At 39.5% G+C, this 21,158-nt stretch carries 15 protein-coding genes and 2 riboswitches; all 15 genes read right to left on the bottom strand.

Annotation, left to right across the window (positions count from 1 at the left end; all coding sequences use genetic code 11):
- Positions 1-110 precede the first annotated feature (110 nt).
- The 15 genes from metH to CKJ95_RS02350 all read right to left on the bottom strand — a co-directional run bounded on the left by metH (position 111) and on the right by CKJ95_RS02350 (position 20,863).
- Positions 111-3,554, bottom strand: a complete 3,444-nt coding sequence (gene metH, locus CKJ95_RS02280) for a methionine synthase (RefSeq protein ID WP_099351797.1) — start codon at positions 3,552-3,554, stop codon at positions 111-113.
- Positions 3,535-5,424 carry a bifunctional homocysteine S-methyltransferase/methylenetetrahydrofolate reductase gene (locus CKJ95_RS02285; RefSeq protein WP_099351798.1) on the bottom strand — a complete coding sequence of 630 codons (1,890 nt, stop codon included), beginning with the start codon at positions 5,422-5,424 and terminating at the stop codon, positions 3,535-3,537. The genes metH and CKJ95_RS02285 overlap by 20 nt, the downstream gene beginning before the upstream one ends.
- Positions 5,425-5,601: 177 nt before the next feature.
- Positions 5,602-7,620, bottom strand: a complete 2,019-nt coding sequence (locus tag CKJ95_RS02290) for an ABC transporter ATP-binding protein (protein WP_099351799.1) — start codon at positions 7,618-7,620, stop codon at positions 5,602-5,604.
- A gap of 24 nt (positions 7,621-7,644) precedes the next feature.
- Positions 7,645-8,541 carry an ABC transporter permease gene (locus CKJ95_RS02295; protein WP_099351800.1) on the bottom strand — a complete coding sequence of 299 codons (897 nt, stop codon included), beginning with the start codon at positions 8,539-8,541 and terminating at the stop codon, positions 7,645-7,647.
- A 37-nt stretch (positions 8,542-8,578) separates the two neighbouring features.
- Positions 8,579-9,508, bottom strand: coding sequence for an ABC transporter permease (locus CKJ95_RS02300; protein ID WP_099351801.1), 930 nt, complete (start codon positions 9,506-9,508; stop codon positions 8,579-8,581).
- Positions 9,509-9,532: 24 nt separating this feature from the next.
- Complete coding sequence (locus CKJ95_RS02305) at positions 9,533-11,173, bottom strand: ABC transporter substrate-binding protein (protein ID WP_099351802.1); 1,641 nt, start codon at positions 11,171-11,173, stop codon at positions 9,533-9,535.
- Between the two features lie 66 nt (positions 11,174-11,239).
- Complete coding sequence (locus CKJ95_RS02310; RefSeq protein WP_099351803.1) at positions 11,240-12,574, bottom strand: LLM class flavin-dependent oxidoreductase; 1,335 nt, start codon at positions 12,572-12,574, stop codon at positions 11,240-11,242.
- Positions 12,575-12,683: 109 nt separating this feature from the next.
- Positions 12,684-14,000 (bottom strand): LLM class flavin-dependent oxidoreductase, encoded by a 1,317-nt coding sequence (locus CKJ95_RS02315; protein ID WP_257215704.1) that lies wholly within the window; start codon positions 13,998-14,000, stop codon positions 12,684-12,686.
- Between the two features lie 30 nt (positions 14,001-14,030).
- Positions 14,031-14,423, bottom strand: coding sequence for a hypothetical protein (locus CKJ95_RS02320; protein WP_099351805.1), 393 nt, complete (start codon positions 14,421-14,423; stop codon positions 14,031-14,033).
- 62 nt (positions 14,424-14,485) lie between these two features.
- Complete coding sequence (locus tag CKJ95_RS02325; protein ID WP_099351806.1) at positions 14,486-15,802, bottom strand: O-acetylhomoserine aminocarboxypropyltransferase/cysteine synthase family protein; 1,317 nt, start codon at positions 15,800-15,802, stop codon at positions 14,486-14,488.
- A 210-nt stretch (positions 15,803-16,012) separates the two neighbouring features.
- Positions 16,013-16,121: riboswitch (SAM riboswitch) on the bottom strand.
- A gap of 144 nt (positions 16,122-16,265) precedes the next feature.
- Positions 16,266-16,613, bottom strand: a complete 348-nt coding sequence (locus CKJ95_RS24010; protein WP_306475346.1) for a hypothetical protein — start codon at positions 16,611-16,613, stop codon at positions 16,266-16,268.
- A 100-nt stretch (positions 16,614-16,713) separates the two neighbouring features.
- Positions 16,714-16,822, bottom strand: a riboswitch (SAM riboswitch).
- Positions 16,823-17,094: 272 nt separating this feature from the next.
- Positions 17,095-17,595 (bottom strand): GNAT family N-acetyltransferase, encoded by a 501-nt coding sequence (locus CKJ95_RS02335; RefSeq protein WP_099351807.1) that lies wholly within the window; start codon positions 17,593-17,595, stop codon positions 17,095-17,097.
- 13 nt (positions 17,596-17,608) lie between these two features.
- Entirely contained in the window at positions 17,609-18,649 is a 1,041-nt protein-coding gene (locus tag CKJ95_RS02340) for a glutathione S-transferase family protein (RefSeq protein ID WP_099351808.1), read from the bottom strand.
- Positions 18,650-19,077: 428 nt separating this feature from the next.
- Positions 19,078-19,872, bottom strand: a complete 795-nt coding sequence (locus tag CKJ95_RS02345; RefSeq protein WP_099351809.1) for an SDR family NAD(P)-dependent oxidoreductase — start codon at positions 19,870-19,872, stop codon at positions 19,078-19,080.
- Between the two features lie 25 nt (positions 19,873-19,897).
- Entirely contained in the window at positions 19,898-20,863 is a 966-nt protein-coding gene (locus CKJ95_RS02350; RefSeq protein ID WP_099351810.1) for an MBL fold metallo-hydrolase, read from the bottom strand.
- Positions 20,864-21,158 lie beyond the last annotated feature (295 nt).

Below are 21,158 nucleotides of genomic sequence, written 5' to 3' on the forward strand. Positions count from 1 at the left end.
ATTTTTTTACAATTTAAAATTGGAGTAATTATATGTCCCTATATTTTATCCACAAAAAACGTGAAAATATTTTTTATTGAGACATCGATTGTATCCCCCTACCCTTGTTCCTATCTCATCACATTAAAATATCTTGCTTCTGGGTGGGCGAATACCATTGCAGAGACGGATGCTTCGGGTTCCATCATGTAGCCGTCGGTTAGGTGGACGCCTATTTCGTCTGGTTGAATAAGACCAAATAGTTTTTTCTGGTCTTCTAGGTCTGGGCAGGCTGGATAGCCGAATGAGAAGCGCTGACCCGGGTAGCGAGCAGCGAAGCGTTCCTGCATGGTAAAATCAACCGGGTCTGGAAATCCCCAACGGTCGCGCATTTGCCGGTGAATTAATTCGGCAAATCCTTCTGCGCTTTCCAGTGCCAACGACTGAAGTGCGTGACATTCTAGAAATCGTCCTTCCTTTTTCAACTGATCGGCAATCTCGCGGATGCCACGGCCCGCTGTAACGGTGAAGAATCCAACGTAGTCCATCAATCCGCTATCAACCGGTTTTAAGTAATCTGCTAAACAAAGATAGGGGGCCGAATCCTGTCGCGGAAATGTAAATGTTTCAATCGTTTTTCCCATATTATTCGGATCATAAATATAGACTTTATCCCCATCTGATTGAGCTGGAAAGAATTGATAGACAGCGGCAGGTGTAATCCACTGATTGCTTTTTGCTTGCAGAAGAAGACGGTCCACCATTTCCTTCACCTTTACCGCTTTTTCATCCTTGTTCTCCAGCATGTTTGCTATTTTACCTTTTACACCAAGGTGGTGGCCAAGAAGCATTTGCATATTAATATACGGCTCGATGTGTGAAAGTGAATACGAACGTAACACATGTCGTTTAGTATCACTAGGAACATAGACCTTCACATCGGTTGATATACCTGGCTTCACTGCCAATGCTGTCGTAGTCCGTCTAGGAAGATCAAGTGTGACTGGCGCAGCTGTTAATTTTTCTTTTTTTATCGCAAACAGTCTGTCCCTTTCCTCAGATGACTCTAAGGAATTCGCAAGTGACAGCCCTGACATCGCATCCTTTGCATAGAGGACAAGTCCATCATACTCCTTGGAAATTTTCGAATCCGTGAATTTCCGAGAAAGTGCTGCCCCTCCTACTAAAATCGGTAAGGATATTCCTGCTGCTTTCATATCCTGTGCCGTTATGACCATTTGCTGAGCTGATTTTACCAAAAGTCCTGAGAGGCCAACAATATCAGGCTTTTCTTCACGGATTACTTTTATTAATTCGGCTGGGGCCACCTTAATTCCTAAATCAAGCACATCATAGCCATTATTGCTGAGAATGATATCAACGAGATTCTTTCCAATATCATGAACATCGCCCTTGACCGTTGCGAGAACAATCTTCCCCTTTGAAGCAGAGACATCCCCTTTTTCCATAAATGACTCCAAATACGAAACAGATGCCTTCATCACCTCGGCGCTTTGCAAAACCTCAGCTACAATCAACTGATTATCATTAAATAACCGCCCAACCTCCTTCATCCCTTCCATTAAAGGACCATTGATTATATCAAGAGGGGCAGGATATTCCGCAAGAGCCAGCTCAAGGTCTGGAATCAGTCCTTCCTTCGTTCCTTCTACAACATAGTACGCTAACCGTTCTGCTAGACTCATATCAAGAACGGTGCCCTTATCCTCTTTTTTCTTATCCCTGTAAAAATCAGTAAAAACCGCTAATGCTTCATCGGTCGTTTTAAATAAAAGATTCTCCGCTAACTGGATCTCCTCCTTTGAAATCGACGCAAATCGCTCTAGCTTCTCAGTATTCACAATTGCGTAATCAAGGCCAGCCTGTGTACAGTGGTAGAGAAAAACTGAATTTAGGACCTCACGACCGACCGGTGGAAGACCAAAAGACACATTACTTACCCCAAGAATAGTTTGGACCTCAGGGAATCTTTCCTTTATCAGTCTAATTCCATCAACTGTTGCCTTTGCTGAGCCGATATATTGCTCGTCACCCGTTCCAACAGGGAAGACTAATGGATCAAAGATGATATCCTGTGACTTCAGCTTATACTTATTCACTAGGAGGTCATAAGAACGCTTTGCAATTTCAAGCTTTCGTTCTGCGGTAACTCCCATTCCTTCTTCATCAATCGTCCCGACAACAGCCGCAGCACCATAGCGATGGATTAGCGGAAGAACCGCTTCAAAGCGCTCTTCCCCATCCTCAAGGTTAATGGAATTGATAATTGTTTTTCCTTGCGAGTATTTGAGTGCCCTCTCTATCACTTTTTCATCTGTGGAATCAATGACAAGCGGCACTTTGACCTTTTTCACGACTTCTTTGATAAAATTCTCCATATCAGCAAGCTCGTCACGGTCAGGGTCGGCAAGGCAAAGGTCGATTACATGGGCCCCGCCCTTCACTTGGGCGCGCGCAATTTCGGCTGCCTCTTCTACTTTTCCTTCTTTAATTAATCGTTTGAACTTACGAGAACCGATGACATTTGTCCGCTCCCCAACCATAATCGGTCTGAGTGTCGGATCATCATAAATAAACGGCTCAATTCCAGACACCATATGCAGGGAGTGTGAGGTAATTTCTCGTGGTTGATGCTGTTTCATCTCTTCGGCTATTGCGCGGATATAGTCTGGTGTTGTTCCACAGCAACCACCGACGATATTCAGCCAGCCTTGTGCCGCAAATTCCCCAAGCTTCTTAGCTAGCATATCCGGTGTTTCATGATAATTTCCTTCCTCGTCTGGCAACCCAGCATTCGGGTAACAGCTAACAGCCGCCTGTGAAAGCCCAGCGAGTGAGCGAATATGGTCCTGCATGAATTCAGGACCAGTAGCACAATTAAGGCCGACAGCAACCGGATTCATATGCTCAATTGAAATGTAAAAAGAGTCTATCGTTTGCCCAGCAAGCGTTGTACCCATCGGTTCAATGGTACCGGAAATAATAAGAGGTAAGTTTTTTCCTGTTTGTTCAAAAGCTCGCTGAATACCGATATATGCCGCCTTCACATTCAGCAAATCCTGACTTGTTTCAAGAAGTAAGAGATCCACACCACCATCAATCAATCCGATTGTTTGCTCCTCATAACTAGCGGATAATGCATCAAAGGTGGTGCCCCCGGTAACACTTAGTGTTTTCGTTGTAGGTCCGATTGAACCTGCGACATAGCGAGGCCAGTCTTGAGTGGATGCTTTCTCTGCCTCCTTGATCGCGAGTTGAGCTGCAATTTTATTAATTTCATAGGCTTTATACCCGAGATTATATTCATCAAGGACGAGACTTGTCGCACCAAAGGTATTGGTTTCAATGATATCAGCCCCTGCCTCCAAATACTCACGGTGGATTCTTGAAATCACCGATGGAGCGGTTAACACAAGATGTTCATTACAGCCATCATATTCCTCACCGCCAAAATCCTCGGGGGTCAGCTCTGCATTTTGAAGCATCGTCCCCATTGCCCCATCCATTATGAGGATTCGTTTGTTGATTTGTTCGCTAATTGGTTGCTTTGGCATAGTTGTTCCCCCTTATTTCCCTTGCGTGCTTACGTGCATATTGTGCCAGCTCAACTGTTAGCTCATAACGCAGAAATGGTGTAATTAAGTAGATTCCATTGAATAAATCCAAAGCCGCATCAATAAGTGATTTAGTAATGGCAATCCCTTCCCGGGTTGACTGAATCGGATCATTTTGTAAAAATGCCATCCTCTCTCGAATCCAATCGGCAATTTTGATTCCAGGCACTTCATTATGTAAGAATTCTGTATTTTTATGATTTAAAAGTGGCATCAAGCCAATGTAAATCGGTGCCTTTATGTGTTTCGTATGTTCATAGATTTCAAGTAGCTTTTCCTCTGAAAAAACCGGTTGAGAGATGAAATAATCAGCACCATTGGTAATCTTTTTTTCCATCCTTTTTACGGCATTTTCTAATGATTTTACATTGGGATTAAAAGCACCCGCAATGCTAAATGCTGTCTTTGAGCCTAGATCTTTTCCAGAATAGGCCAGACCTTCATTTAACCCTTTGATCATTTGAATTAATTCAAATGAAGCCATATCATAAACCGATGAAGCTCCGGGAAAATCACCGACGCGGGCTGGGTCTCCTGTAATCACAAGTACATCATGCAAGCCGAGGGTGTGCAGGCCCATGAGATGGGATTGAAGGCCAATTATATTGCGGTCTCGACAGGCGATATGAATGAGAGGCCTCATGCCGAGGTCCCGTTTTACAAGATAGCCAAGTGAATCATTTGCGATTCTCACCTGAGCCAGGGAGTTATCTGCTAATGTGACCGCATCAATACCCGCATCCTTAAGTGCACGGGCCCCTTCGAAAAATTTAGTCGTATCAAGCTTCCGAGGTGGGTCTAATTCAACTATCACGGATGGTCGTTCCCTCACAATTTCCTGCAGTGGAGGAAGGTCCCTACTACCCGAATGATCGGATATGATAACTTGCTTCGGTGTTGCTTTTACTGTTTTTTCGGTAATAGGCGAGCAGTTATTTAAAGCAGTGGCAAATGCCCGGATATGCTCAGGGGTTGTGCCACAACAGCCACCAAGCAGCCGTACCCCTTGTTTTCGGAATTCAAGCGCCGCTTTTCCAAAATAGTCGGCATCTCCTCCATAATGGAATTTTCCGTCTGTATAGGCTGGCAGACTAGCATTTGGATAGGCAGAAAGATAGGCGTGATTTGGCAGTTCAATTTGTTCAAGCGCCGTCAGCATATGGTGCGGCCCTAATCGACAATTTAAGCCCACCACATCTGCTCCAAGTCCTTCAAGTCTTCGGATTGCCTCATTTACAGAGGTACGATCCTGCATGATACCAGGCTCCTGATGGGACACTTGGGCAATAATCGGCAATTCCGTTTCCTTTCTCGCAATGGTCAGGACAGTCTCGAGCTCCTCTAAATCCCAGAACGTCTCAAGTAACAGTCCATCCACTCCTTCTAATAATAGACAATAGAGCTGCTCCCGGAAGCTTCGCTTGATTTCTTCTATTTTAATAGATCCTGCTTTCACTCCTCGGTTCCCGCCTAATGTCCCCAATGCATAAACCTGTTTTTGATACTGATTTGAATTCTGCATATGTGCGTGCACAGCCTTTTTAGCATGACGAACAGCTGCACTGTTAATGTTTTTCACAGAGTCCTCAAGGCCATATCTGCCAAGTTTCAAATAATTCGCGGCATATGTATTGGTTTGAATTACATCCGCTCCTGCCTCCAAATAGGCCGTATGAATGTTCTGGATTTGCTCTGATTGCGACAGATTCAGTTCTTCAAAACAACTGCTAGCCCCGTAGGAGTAAAGGAGCGTCCCCATCGCCCCATCACCAATTACGATCTCTGTCTCTAACTTTTCTAGTAAACTCATTTTCACTCCCCTAGTCGTCATCAAAATCCTCGAAAAAAGTTAAAAGTCTACTATATAGAAGAAGACTTTTCCAAGTGGAAATCGCATCATCTTTCTCCTTATCTTGCAAATGGAAACTCACTTGCAAGTGCATCAAATTAAAACATTTTCATCCTTTTTTAACTTCTTTTCGTATACTTATACTGGATAATGGCATGCAACAAAATGTTCCGAATTAATCACTTTTAATTCTGGTACTATTTCCTTGCAAAGTGCTGTCGCAGCAGGACAGCGAGGATGAAAACGGCATCCAGATGGCGGATTGGCCGGGGATGGGACTTCACCCTTAATTGTAATCCTTTCTCTTCTTTTCGTTGGGTCAGCAATAGGAATAGCGTTTAAAAGTGCCATTGTATAATGATGTGCCGGACGAAGAAACAACGCATCTGCTGGTGCAATTTCTACTAGTTTCCCTAAATACATAACCCCAATCCTATTTGAAATATGACGGACAACATTTAAACCGTGACCAATAAATAAATAGGTTAAACTAAGATTATCTTGGAGCTCTTGAAATAGATTAATTATTTGCGATTGTACAGATACATCCAGTGCAGAAACTGCCTCATCTGCAACAATAAATTGTGGATTTAAAGAGATCGCTCGTGCTATTCCAATCCGTTGCCTCTGTCCACCTGAGAATTCATTCGGAAACCTGTCATACCAGCTTGAATTAAGTCCTACTAACTTCATGATTTCTAATACTTTTTCTTTTTTTTCTTTCTCCTTCAATGATTGATGTACCCAAAGTGGTTCGCCTATTACATCTCCAACTTTCCATCTTGGATTGATTGAACCATATGGATCTTGAAAAACAACTTGCATATCAGCCTTTGCTTTTTTTGATTCTGATTTATTTAATTCAAGCAAGTTCCTACCTTGGAACAATACTTTTCCGTTTGTAGCTTTTTCCAATTGCAAAATGACACGGCCTAAAGTAGATTTTCCACAGCCAGATTCTCCAACAAGTCCGAAAGTTTCCCCTTTTTTAATGGTGAAGGATACATCATCTACAGCACGAACAAATTTTTTCTTTCTATTTAATAATCCTTTCTCAATTGGAAAGTACTTTTTAAGATCCTTAATTTCAATGAGTGAATCTTCATCTGAGTTATTTTGTACGTTTAATGTTTTATATTCGCTTTTATTTTCTGAAACAGAGGTTACATTATTTGGTTTTGTTAATTCAACTTTCTCCGTATGCCAACATGCGACTTTATGACCTTCATACTCCACTAATGGAGGTTCTTCAATTGCACACTTTTCCGTAGCATATGGACAACGAGGGTAAAATCTACAGCCAGTTGGTACACTATCTAATGCCGGGATGGAACCATCAATCGAGTACAAACGGCTTCTTTGTACACTATCTAAAGGTACAATGGATTGCAGCAATCCCTTTGTATAAGGATGACTCGGATGTTCGAATAATTGAAAAACAGATCCTTCCTCGACAACCTGTGCAGAATACATTACAACAATTCGATCAGCCATTTCAGCAGCAATTCCTAAGTCATGTGTGATTAGTAAAATGGACATGTTAAATTCCTCTTTTAACTCCTGAAGCAATGCAAGAATTTGTGCTTGTGTGGTTACATCTAGTGCCGTAGTAGGTTCATCTGCAATAAGTAATTCAGGGCCGCAAGCTAGTGCGATTGCAATCATAACGCGCTGAAGCATTCCCCCTGATAATTCATAAGGATATTGTTTCATTCTTAATTCTGGCTCAGGAATTCCAACTCTTCGCAATAACTCTATTGCTTTTTCAGTTGCTTCTTCCTTACTCACCCCGTTATGATGAAGCATTACCTCGGTTATTTGATGACCAATCGTGAACACTGGATCTAAGGCTGACATAGGCTCTTGAAATACCATTGCTATTTTTTTACCCCGAAACTCACTCATTTTTTTCTGCGATATCCCAACCAAGCTTTGCCCTTCCAACAAGATTTCTCCATTAGTAATGATTCCGTTATTAAAATCAATTAGACGCATGATGGAAAGAGAAGTAATCGTCTTTCCACTTCCGGATTCACCAACCAAACAAACAATCTCACCTTTATTTACTTGCAAATTGACCTTGTTAACAGCGTTCAACATTCCATTTTGTGTTTTAAATCCAACCGATAGTTCTTGAACATTTAAGAGTGGTTTCAACTCCAACCCACCTCCCCGTAATTCTTAATTTTTGGAATGCTTTGGATCTAGTTGATTTCGTAGTTCATCTCCGATTAGATTCACTGCAATAACTAGAATGGTAATGGCTAATCCAGGAAATGTAACAATCCACCAAGCTACTGTTATATAGCTTCGACCTTGAGAAAGCATATAGCCCCAGTCTGGTATTTCCTGAATTACTCCCAGTCCCAGAAAACTAAGACCTGTTCCAATTAGAATGCTCGTTCCGACCCCTATTGTAGCCATCACAAGTAATGGAGAAATACAATTCGGAAAAATATGACGGACTAAAATGTTTAAATGTGATGTTCCTATTGATCGGGAGGCATCAACAAAAGGGCGGCTTTTTACTGCAATAACCTGGCTTCTTATTACCCTAGAATATCCAGGAATGGAAGCAACACTAATTGCTAAAACGATATTCCCTAAACTTGCACCAAGTGCTGATGAAATAGCTATGGCTAACAGTATATTGGGAATAGTCATCAGAATATCTATAAATCTCATAAAGATAGTGTCAATAATACCACCAGTATATCCGGCAATTAAGCCTATGATCGTTCCTGCTAAACCACCTAATACAACGGATGCTATACCTGTTAATAATGACTGCCTTGCTCCATAAACAATTAAACTAAAAATGTCACGCCCAAATTGATCCGTTCCCAAAACATAGGACAAACTAGGTGGCTGCATGACGGATTGAGTATTCATCTGAGTGGGCGAGTATGGTGCAATCCATTGAGGAAATAGAGCACAACTAACAATAAAGGCAATGATTAACGTGGAGAGTATTAGGATTACCTTTGACCATTTTATACGTCTTGCTCTATAACCAATATCCTTTTCTTTTAGAGTCTGGGTTAGAGTCTCTCTAACCGTGCCCGAATTTGAAATCATTCAATTACCACCTCACACGTTTTATATTTTCCAAGATTTATTTAATAGTAGATTTTCGTAATCTAGGATCGATGTAGGCATAAGAAAGATCAACAATGAAATTAACAAGAACGTACATAATTGCCGCAACTAAAATAACACCTTGAATCATAGGAATATCTTTTTGATTGATTGCATCAACTACAACTCTTCCGATTCCTTGTCTAGAAAAAACAGTTTCTGTCACGACAGAGCCAGCGAGTAAATCCCCAATTAAAATTCCTAGAACTGTTATTCCTGGTAAAAGTGCATTGCGTAAGACATGCTTATACATAACTATTCTTTCCGTTAGACCTTTGGCCCTAAGTGTTGAAACAAACTGTTCATTAATAATTTCTAGAACACTATTCCGTATGATTCTTGTTAATAAACCAGATTGGGTTATACCCAAACAGAGGGCTGGCAAAACTAACTGCTTAAAACTCCCATTCCCAATAGCTGGAAACCAATTTAAATTAATGGAAAAGATAAGTATAAGAAGTATTCCAAGCCAAAATGTCGGCATAGAAATGCTAAAAAGCCCTATAACTCGAACAATATAATCCAGCCATCGATTTTGGTAAATAGCAGATAGTACTCCAAATACGACACCTATAATTATTGCTATAAACCCACTTGCTAGAGTTAAAGATAAAGTGGCGGGAATATTCACCATAAGCTTATTAATCACTGGCTGATTATCCACAAATGACTCACCTAAATTGAAGGTCACCAAACCTTTTATATAATCAGCATATTGCTCATTAACTGGGCGGTCTAAGCCCAATCTTGTCTGCAATTCTGCAACTCTCTCTTCGCTCATGTTTTCTCCTCCAATCATCCGGGCAGAATCACCCGGTAAAATATGGAGGAGAAAAAATACCAATGTTACTGAGCCCAGGACGACAAGAAGGGATACTAATATTCTTCTTAATACAAATTTAAGCATACCTAAGACTCCTTTTAGTGATTGTTATTGTTGAATCCAAGCATCATAAAAATCAGGAAATGCTGGAGAATGGAATCGAATTCCTTTTACTTCTTTTACTGTTGCAATTGAGTACTGGAATAAATAAGTAGGGATAGAATATACATTTTCAATTATATATTCTTGTACTTTTGTATATATTTCTTTGCGTTTTTCTGGATCCTGTTCTAAATACCCCTGTTCTAACCATTCATCGAGTTCAGGTACGTTAACTCGTGAAGGTGTTGCTAACCCATAAGGCCCTTTTGTTGAAAAGATCGATCTCATAACATCTGGATCCCCATAAAATTGACTTGAAGCAAACATATCGTATTCACCATTAAATCTTCGTTCATCATAAGCACCTGCTGATAATGAAACGATGTTTAATTGAATACCTGCTTGTTTTAGCTGCTGTTGAAACACTGTGATTAAATCAATTCGTTTTTCACGGTTACCTTGAGTATCAATTAAATCTATTGTTAAAGGTTTTCCATCTTTTTCCCATAAACCATCAGACCCTTTTTTCCAGCCTGTTTCCTGGAGTAGTTTGCTTGTTTCTTCTAAATCTTGTTTCCAAGAGTTTTCTACAGTTTCAGTGTAAGAAAACATTGTTTTTGTAAGCGGTGACCAAGCCTGTTCTGAAGTGCCTAAATATATAGTGTCTACTGCGGATTTAATATTAAGAGCTGATCGTACCGCTTTCCTCACTTTTACGTCATCCCATGGTTTTCTACTTGGATTTAAATATAATGAAAAATTTATTTGTTTCAATTCAGTTTCAATAACATTAAATTGATTATCCTTTTTTAGTGCAACTAAATTTTGAGGTGGAATAATATCTGCCACGTGTACTTGTTTGCTTTGTAAGACCCCAACACGAGTCGCTTCTTCTGGTACAAATTGAATGGTAATTTTATCAAGATATGCTGGTCCCTGATGTCCAGCATTTTCGGGTGCCCAATTATAGTCCTCATTTTTCACTAGTTCAACCTGTGTTCCTAGAGTGAATTTTTCTAATTTAAATGGACCTGTACCTACTGGATTTTGTGGAAAGGCGTCACCAAATTTTTCAACTGCAGCAGGGGATACCATTCCTAAATCGGCCTTAGCAGCATTACTTAAAAATGGTGCAAAGGGTGTAGAAAAATTAATTTTCACTGTAAACTCATCAATCACTTCTGCCGACTCAAAAGGACCGATCGCATTTAATGAATTAGTAGAATTTGTTGCCGGATCTTTAATTCTTTCAAAATTAAATTTAACTGCTTCAGCATTGAATGGCGTCCCATCATGGAAAGTTACATCTTCTCGAAGCTTGAATAAATAGCTTCTGTTATCGGCTGAAATCTCCCATGAGGTAGCCAGCCATGGTTTAATGGTTCCATCCTCTAGTTCAACTACCAAACTATCATAAAGTGATCTCATAACCCGACCATTTTGTGCATTCAATGATTTATGAGCATCAAGATTGTCTTGTGTTACGGTACCAGCAAGTGCCCATTTCAATTCTCCCCCGGGTGTTATCTCACCCTCAGCAGCCGCTCCACTAGCTTCATCATTATTTGTTTCAGTATTCGAACATCCTGCTAGAAGAACACTAAATGCGATTAAAATGATAAATATTTGTATATATAACTTCTTCACAAAATTTCCCTCGTCTCTATACTAGCTTTGTCTAAAGTACGTAATGTTCTATCTTACTTACTTTGCTCACAACTGTTGAACTGGCTTTCTAGCGTTCCGATTTTCAGGTATTTCTAATCCTAAATTTCCTCTTAAAGTGTCATGCTCATACTCTGTTCTATATATTCCACGTTCTTGCAAAATAGGCACAACACGATCTACGAACTCAGGCAGTCCTTTTGGTGTTGCCGCCCCAATGATAAATCCATCAGATGCTTCTTCCTCAAACCATCGCTGGATAAGATCTGCTACTTTTTCCGGAGTTCCAACAAATCTTCCCTTCGGTGTAGCAAAGTCCAGTGCCACTTGACGCAACGTTAAATTTTTCTCCTTCGCATTTCTTTTAATTATGTCGGACATGCCTTGATGACTATTGCTTCCTAAACTCCCTAGATCAGGAAATGGCTCATCAAGTGGATATTTAGTAAAATCATGATCATCAAATGGTCTACCTAGTGCATTAAGTGCTTTATCTATAGAGACTAGATTTGCAATTTCTTGATGCTTGCGATCCGCTTCTTCCTGCGTATCACCAATAATCGGAATAATCCCTGGCAGAAGGGAAACCTGGTTTGGATTTCTTCCAAACCCACGAGCCCTTTGTTTTACATCGGCAAAATATTCCTTGGATTCCTCAATATCCGTTCCTTCCCCTGCAAAAATCACATTTGCGTTTCGTGCTGCAAAATCTCTTCCTACTTCTGATTTACCGGCTTGGAAAATAACAGGCTGACCTTGTTTGGAACGTGCGATATTTAATGGTCCTTTAACTGAAAAGAACTCTCCCTCATGATTTAACGTATGAAGTTTCTCTTTATCAAAAAAGACTCCAGACTCTTTATCATAGACAAAAGCATCATCTTCCCACGAATCCCATAACCCTTTAGCTACTTCTAGGTACTCCTGTGCCATTTTGTAACGCACATCATGAGGAGGATGTGGTTTCTTATTGTAATTGTCAGAAGTTCCTGAAAGCCATGATGTGACTACATTCCAGCCTGCCCTACCATGGCTAATATGATCAAGAGAAGCAAGCTGTCTAGTAACGGTATAAGGTTCGCTGTAACTCGTAGTAATAGTGCCTACTAACCCGATGTGATTTGTTACGGCTGCAAGAGAAGACAAAACGGTAACTGGTTCAAATCTATTCAAATAATGCGGACTGGAATTTTCATTAATAGAAACACTGTCAGCAATAAAAACAAAGTCTAACTTTCCTTCTTCGGCCTTTTGAGCCTGTTGCTTATAGAACTCAAAATTGGTGCTTGCATTTGGTAAGGAATCAGGATGCCTCCAATCACCCCATCCACCTCCAACTCCGTGTATCCAAGCTCCCAACTTTAATTTTCTTTCCTTAGTCATTGAAACTCCTCCTCTATTTATAAAATTGCTTTATCAATAATTAGCAAATTTAAATTATTCGCATCTAAATACTTGGTTATCATGTTAAAGTGTTTCCTTTTAGTTCGACCTAAACCTCTATACCACTTCTTGTATATAGATTTTCTGGCTCCCGCAATCCAAGATTCTCCCTTAAAGTCACACCCTCATATTCTTCTCTAAACAATCCTCGTTTCTGAAGTTCTGGAACCACTAATTCTACGAAATCGGTTAAGCTATCGGGGAAATGTGGTAGCATAAGGTTGAATCCATCTGCTGCTTTATTTACAAACCATTCCTCCATTTGATCCGCAATTTGCTGTGGATCTCCAAATATAATTCGATGACCTCTAGAACCAGCTACATGTTTAGACAATTCTCTGATCGTCAAATTTTCTCTTTCAGCAAGCTCGATTAATAGCTTTCGTCTGCTCTGGTTCATATTTGTTTCAGGAATATTTGACGGCAATGGACCATCCAATGGATAGGGTGTTAAGTCAAAGTCCCCTAGGTATTCAGACAGTATTTGCAGCCCTACTTCTGGAGTGATTAATTCCTGAAGTTGATGATACTTCCCTTCCGCCTCTTCTTTTGTTCTTCCTGTATAAATCGAGAGTCCCGGCATGATTTTTATATCCGCTGGAGAGCGGCCGTATTGAATTGCCTTATCCTTTACCTTTTTGTAGAAGTCCTGTGCCCCTTCAAGTGTTTGCTGTGCTGTAAATATGACATCAGCTGTTTTGGCTGCAAGGTTAATCCCCTCTTCTGATGATCCAGCTTGAATGATAACAGGCCTTCCTTGTGGTGATCGGGATGAATTTAATGGACCCTCTACCGAGAAGAACTCACCCTGATGATGTAAACCATGCAACTTATTATCATCAAAATATTGTCCTGATTCCTTATCACAAAGGAGTGCATCCTCTTCCCAACTATCCCAAAGGCCCTTCACTACACTCACAAATTCCTCAGCTCTCTTATATCGGATACTGTGATCAAGATGCTGCTTCTTAGTAAAGTTTCGTGCCTCTGTTTGATAGTAAGAGGTAACCACATTCCATGCAGATCTCCCATTACTTAGGTGATCAATAGATAGAAACTTTCGTGCAATATGAAAGGGTTCATTATAGGTTGTGGTTGCTGTCGCAGCTAAGCCTATATGTTTGGTCACGACTGATAATGCTCCCAATAAAGTAAATGGTTCAAATCTTACTAGCTCCGCAGGATGTGAATGTTTGTCAAACGATAATCCATCACTTAAGAAAAGCATATCCAACTTACCCTTTTCAGCAATGCTTGCTATTTCCTGATAAAACTTTATATTTATAGCAGATTTTCCGGGTACACTTTGATGTCTCCATGATGCTATATGATGACCAGTTCCCATTAAGAAAAGTCCTAATTTCATTTTTTGTAAACTCAATTGATTATCACTCCTTTACCTATGCAGGTTACTTTTTTCCACAGTTACAAAACTAGGTGCAATCTCATCGCTAGGAAGTGTTTCCTGAACTACAATTACCTTCTTATTTAATTGCTCTCTAAACTGACTAAATGAAATAACTGAAGGTAAGTGGAAAAACTTTATTTGATCCGCTAACGCTTTTTCATAAGACAATTCACAAAATGTCTGAGGTGGTGCAGCGAAAGCGGTAGCACCTTTTTGTTCGGCAAATTTTAAGGTAGCCCCCCTTCGTCCTTCTTGTAATTCAAGAGCTGGGTTTGGAAATTCTTGATACTCACTCGTTTCTGTATTGTAAATTCTAACTTTCTCTCCCTCTACAATTGGGACAATATTTTCTGCTTTGTCAATAACAACGGCTATTAGCATTTTATCTCTCCTCCATTTTTGTTTTTAATTCACATCTAATTACTTGGTTATATCTAAAAATCTTACCTTTGGATGCTTGTTAATCGACTACTAATCTGCAATGCTTGATCAATATCGGCAAAAATATCTTGTACATCCTCTAATCCAATCGATATACGGATCAACTCTGGAGTAACCCCCGCTTGCAACTGTTCCTTCGGAGATAATCTTGAATGTGTTGTGCTGGCAGGGTGAATAATGAGTGTTTTTGAGTCCCCTATATTAGCGACATGTGAAAGTAACTTTAAGGAATTGATAAACACTCTTGCAACTTCCAAACCTCCTTTTACACCAAATGTAAAAATTGCCCCTACCCCATTTGGTAAATATTTTGTTGCCAGCCCATATTGAGAATCATGAGGAAAGCTTGGGAAGTTCACCCAGTCAACTAATTCATGATTAGATAAATATTCCGCAACCTTTTGTGCATTAAGAACATGTTTTTCCATTCTAATTGGCAAAGATTCTAATCCTTGAATAAACAGCCAGCTGTTAAAAGGAGAGAGGGTTGCACCTAAATCATGACCGAGCTCAAACCGAGCCTTTGCAATATAGGCTTTCTCTTGGGCCGCTTCAACAAAAGAACGGTTATTTAAAGTAGATTTCAACTTTGTAAAATCAGGAAATCTCCCATTGTCCCAAGGGAATTTTCCAGCATCTATAATCGCTCCCCCAATGGAGGTCCCATGACCACCGATGTATTTGGTAGTTGAATGAACAACAATATCTGCACCGTACTCTATCGGTTTTAATAAAACGGGAGTGGCAAATGTATTATCGACTACCAATGGAATACCATTTCTATGAGCAATCTCGCTTAGCTCCTCTAAATCAGCAATTTCTAAGTTTGGATTTCCAATCGATTCTGTGAAGATTGCTTTCGTATTTGCATTTATTGTCTGCTCGATTTTTTCAAAGCTTCTTCCGTCAACAAAATGTACGGTAACTCCAAAGTTTCGAAAAGTTTCCGAGAATAATGTATAGGTCCCCCCATACAATGCACTTGTCGCTACGATTTCATCTCCTGCTTTCGCTAATGTAAGTAATGCAATGGTTACAGCAGCTTGCCCTGATGAGACAGCAAAGGCTCCCACTCCCCCTTCAAGTTGAGCTATTCTTTCTTCGAACACCGAATTTGTCGGATTAGCATTTCTTGAATAGATGTACCCTTCCCCTTGCATCTTGAAAAGGGAGGCAGCATGATCTGTATCATCGAACACATAAGATGTTGTCTGGTAGATTGGAACTGCTCTTGAACGAGTAACGGGGTCAGGTTTTTGTCCTCCATGAAGAGCCACTGTATTAAATCTAAGGCCTTCCAAATGTTTATTTTCAGTCATTTTCTCATGCTCCTTTACCTATTTTTTACTAGTGAATCCAAGCTTTCGATTTCCTCCCGTCTTTAACAAAAAAAGACAGCATTCCCCATTAATTTGGAAAATAACTGCCTTTAGTCGTCTAATCAGCATTAATTAATATTAAATTATAAAAAAGTAAAAAACCTCTTCCTATTAATAAGAAGAGGTTAAGAACTCATTAGTCCCATTCCCCTCTTATCTTCCAAGCATTTATCATGCTTGTAGGAATTAGCACAGTACTTTTAAAAAGCCTGTTGCCGAAGCTTCATAGGGCCAATCCCTCCGCTTCTCTTGATAAGAAAGTAAGATCATATTTATTTTTAATTTTTTAACGATTCATAATTTCCATAATAATTCAATAAGTTGAATTTATCAGACCACATTGCAAATGTCAAACGTTTTTTAAATTTTCACTATGCAAATGTTTTTATCGCACTATTCCTTCTCACCAGTTAATATTCGTTAACATTTTACATTCCTTTGTGAACTCCTGAAATTTCCTTTTAAGCCCTCCTGGACCAAAACGAATATATTTTTGCTGATTTTGTACTAGTGCATCATCCTTCAAAAAATCTAAGAATGCTAGAATATTAATTCTGCGATTATGAATATTGACAATCCCATACTCAAAAAACCAGTTATCGATCGTATTGTAAACTCCCTTATTCAGCCCATGTTGTTGATTGCACCAATTAAAAAATTGTAAATCCGGCAAATTAATATAGGAGCTTTTCCTTAAATCATCGGATTGCCTTTTAGGTTCTGAAGCATAATGATTGTTTATTTTCTGCATACGCATATATCCACCCTTCAATGAAACTTTTATAATGTGGATAAGGCCAACAAAGGGGCCTTCTCCGACAAGAAGAAGGCCCTAATAACCCTAAGGTTCCTTCTTATCTTTCAAGTTGATTCCAACTTGTGGGATTTAGCACCTTACCGTATCTAGCGGCGGTTGCTGAGGTGTCAAAGAGCCAATCTCTCGACCTCTCTGGATAAGAATTAATTTATAATATTGTTTTTTAGCACTTTAAATAAATAATAGGAATCAACCTAGTGTCACACACATCTAAGCTTATCAGAAAAAAAAACAACTAGAAATACTTCACCCAAAGAAGAATGTATTTCCGGTTGTCCGGTTAGCGCTGAATATTGAATTTTCAATTTAACTTATTTCATTATAAATTTATAGTTTATTAAAGTCAATAGTATTCAGAAAATTACTTTTCTAAAAATTTATATGATTTCAAGGTCATGCGCCATAAAAACAAGCATTATATACCCAACCGAAACGCCATCACAACAATCCCATCATCCGCAGGTTCAAAATCATATTGCGGTAAGCGCTCGAAGCCATGGTTTGTGTATAGCTTAATCGCTTTTTTCATGAACTCACCAGTATGTAATCCGATAAATTGGTGATTTTTTGTTTTGGAGCGCCTGATACATTCAGTAATTAAAGCTGAAGCAACACCGTTTCCACGAGCCTCAGGGCTAACTGCTAGCATTCGAATTTCAGGATAATCCAACTCCTCTAACTGACCTTCGTATGCGTCTGTTTTAGCAGGAAACAAGACTACACTCCCGACAATTTTTTCATTAAGCTCACATACAATAAGCTCAGAACCGTGAAGACGGTCAGCCTCAGAAGAAATTGCCTGCTTCAGAGCTTGCCAATGAGGAGCAGGAATTGCCTTTGAATGCTCAAGATAAGCAGCAATTCGTTGTTCTCGAATGAAATCCAATTCATCTTGTTTAGCATCACGAATTTTCATATTCCAATTTCACCTACCCTTTTATCAAGAACTTTTCTTTTTTATTACTCAATTCTTCACGGTTATGTTCGGAAAGCCATACCGACTCGTCTGGTCCTTTAGGAAGGATATTTACTTCTTCTTTTGTAGGATCAATGGTAATGGATAGGTGGTAATGGCGCTTAATGGCTTCAAAATCAGTCGTTTCACCGAAACCAGGTGTCTGGAACAAATCGCGGGCATAGCCCCAAAGATTAGGAAACTCACGAATTAAATTTCGGTTTGTGCGAAAAGCTGAATAATAAGCAGCATCAAAGCGAACCAAAGTGGTGTATAAACGGACATCCGAATCCGTGATAAAATCCCCAAATAAGAAACGATGTTTGGACAAACGCTCCTCTAACTCATCTAATCTAGCAAACAATTGATCATAGGCTTGCTCATAAGCCTCCTGAGAATGTGCAAATCCACATTTATATACGCCATTATTTACATCATGAAAAATGACATCGTTCAATGCATCGATTTCTTCACGCAATCCACTCGGATATAAATCTGGAGCATTTTCCTTGTGAAAAGGTGCCCAAACCGTTTCAAAATAGTTGGTAAGCTTAAAATAATCATTATTCACAGCCTGTTTGGTTTCAAGATCAACCATGACTGGTACAGTCGGTCTACCTGTATAATTAGGGTCCGCATTCTTATAGACCTCACTCACATACTGAACACTAAGAACAGGATCAACTCCATTGTCATCTAAGGAAAATTCCCAATCAACACGCTCGATTCTTGGTCTCATTGGACTTACTTTCCCTAAGCTAATCGCGTTTTCTAATCCAAGAATTTTACGAACAATCACAGAGCGATGTGCCCATGGACATGCGGCTGACCAAAGTAAGCGGTAGCGGCCAGACTCAACGGGTAATTCACCAGGCTGATTTCCGAAAGGTGCAGTAAAGCGATTCGTTTGACGATTGAAAGAGCCATCGGCTTTTATTTCCACTGGTTTTTTTGATGTATCATTGTTCGATTCAACAGGAATCGCACAGCTAAATGTCTGGTCATTTTGTGACATGTAATCCTCTCCCTCAAGATTTAAATTAAAACATAGTAACTCAATGTGTTTAATGTAATTTACTCATTATCTAAAATAAACGTCAAGGAATAAACTCCTAAAAATCAAGTGACCTTATGAACTCTTTTTATTTGCGGGATACCATTTATCGTTTTGCGATGTGGTGGTATACCGTTTAGCTCCTTTGCGGGATACCATTTATCGTTTTGCGGTGTGGTGATATATCGATTAGCTTTGTTGCGGGATACCATTTATCGTTTTACGGTGTGTTGGTATACCGATTAGCTCTGTTGCGGTATATCATTTATCGTTTTGCGATATGATTGTATACCGATTAGCTCCTTTGCGTTTATGTACCAACGTACACATGTCGAATTTAATAAATGGATAAAAAATACCCCTTAAAAAAAGGAGTATTGATGGTACTATTATTTTTTAAAAAATGCTTTTCCCCCTACTTTTTCAACGAGCCGAGGAAACAAGGTATAAAATACACTGCCTGCATTCATCCAACCTGGCAGATTGAGTTCACGCTTAGATGTAAACATCGCTTGAACAATTTTCGAAGCGACGAAATCAGGATCAAGCATAAACCGATTTACATTTTTCGCATATGTACCTGACTCATCCGCAATGTCAAAAAAACGCGTCCGAATCGGTCCTGGATTTACAGCTGTTACATGGATATTTGTGCTTGAAAGCTCCATCCGAAGGCTATTCGTAAACCCAAGTACTGCATGTTTTGTAGCCGAATAAACACTTGACTTTGGTGTCGCGATTTTTCCAGCCTGTGATGCGATATTAATAATATGGCCTGAATTTTGCTGGATCATTGCAGGTAGAACCATCCTTGTACATGAAATGAGTCCAAATACATTAACCTCAAACATTGCTTTCATCTGCTCTATTTGTGCATCCACAACATTTGCAAACACACCAAACCCAGCATTATTAACAAGCACATCAATCGTGTTTACATTTCGTAATATGTCCTCAAATACATCTTTTACATTTTCTGTATCACGAACATCGAGCTTATAATATAAGCAGTCGATACTGTATTTTTCTTGAATGTTTTGAGCAATTTTTTCTAACTGATCATAGCTTCGGGCTAAAAGGATTGGATATGCTCCTTGCTCTGCAACAAGGTAGGCAATTTTTTCGCCAATCCCGCTCGAAGCCCCAGTAATAACAATTTTCTTTCCTTTAAGTCTTGAATTCATTCGGCCTTTTTCACCTCAGGGAATTTTAATTGGCGTGATATATATGTTGTCCGTTCACGACTTCTATCTTAATTTCACCTATTTCTTCAAGGAAGTCAAGTTGACCAACTGTTTCAGATACCGTAAAGAGAGGTTGCTTTAAGTACACTTTTGGGAATAACTTAGTACACACCTCAAAGGCAGTCATTGGCTTTTTCTTAATCATTTGTAGTACGTGATATGCCCGCTCTTTTTGTGAAACGAATCTCTCTTGAATAAGCTCATGAGGGTTCATAATATCAGCTCCATGCCCCGTTACAACCTTTGACATGTCAAGTGTTAGAAGTTTTCGTAAAGAATTATTGTACTGGACTAATGGTCTCGGTCTAGCTGTTTCACCAAATTGTGGCGGTTCAAGCAATGGATTTGGTGAGATTTTAGCTAAGAGAGTATCTCCAGCGATAAGCATCCCATCCTCTTCTCGGTACAAAACAATATGGCTTTGTGCGTGTCCGGGCGTTTCTAATACCTTAAAGCCTGTCATACCATCGATGGTATCTCCTTCTCCTATCGTTTTTGTAAGTGATCTACGACAAGAATATTCAAGTTCTTCATCCATATCAATAAAGTTGATAAATGCGGGATCAAGGCCTAATTGAAGAAAAAGCTCATAATAAAAAGTCTTATTCTCTAAAAAGAATTGCTTATCCTGACTTATCCATGGTTGGTTTTTTTGGTGACCTAAAATTGGGATATCCTTATTAAAATAATCGAGAAGCCCTACATGGTCCGGGTGATGATGAGTGATTACAATTTGGTCAATATCGGATGGTGTATATCCTAACTGAGCAAGCTGCTCATTAAAGGATTGCCACGCTTCCTCCGTTTTTGCACCAGCATCTATTAATGTTAAAGCTTCTCCCTTCACAACATACACATTTACATCTCCGACCGCAAAAGGTGTTGGCAGGGTTATTTTAAAAACATCCTTGGTCGTCGTAAGTTTATTCATAGATAAGAAATCTCCTTTGTACTATATCAATAAAGTATCGTTACATTTATCCATTTTTAGTTTACCTTTTTCATCTTATTTTGTCATTATATTCGAATAACTTCTCTATTATGTAACTGTAATTGGGCTCGTTTTACAAAAAGAAGGTATTGACATCCAGATAAAATCAGTGCATAATGACCATTAATATAAATTTCGTAGAGCAATGATTAGGACTAGTAAATCATGTAATGGCAATAAGAGAGTGAGATCCATCGGCTGAAAGATCTCGTAGCCCACTTCTTGATTGAACCTA

It is taken from the genome of Fredinandcohnia onubensis, assembly GCF_002734285.1.
Classification (GTDB): Bacteria; Bacillota; Bacilli; order Bacillales; family Bacillaceae_L; genus Ferdinandcohnia; species Ferdinandcohnia onubensis_A.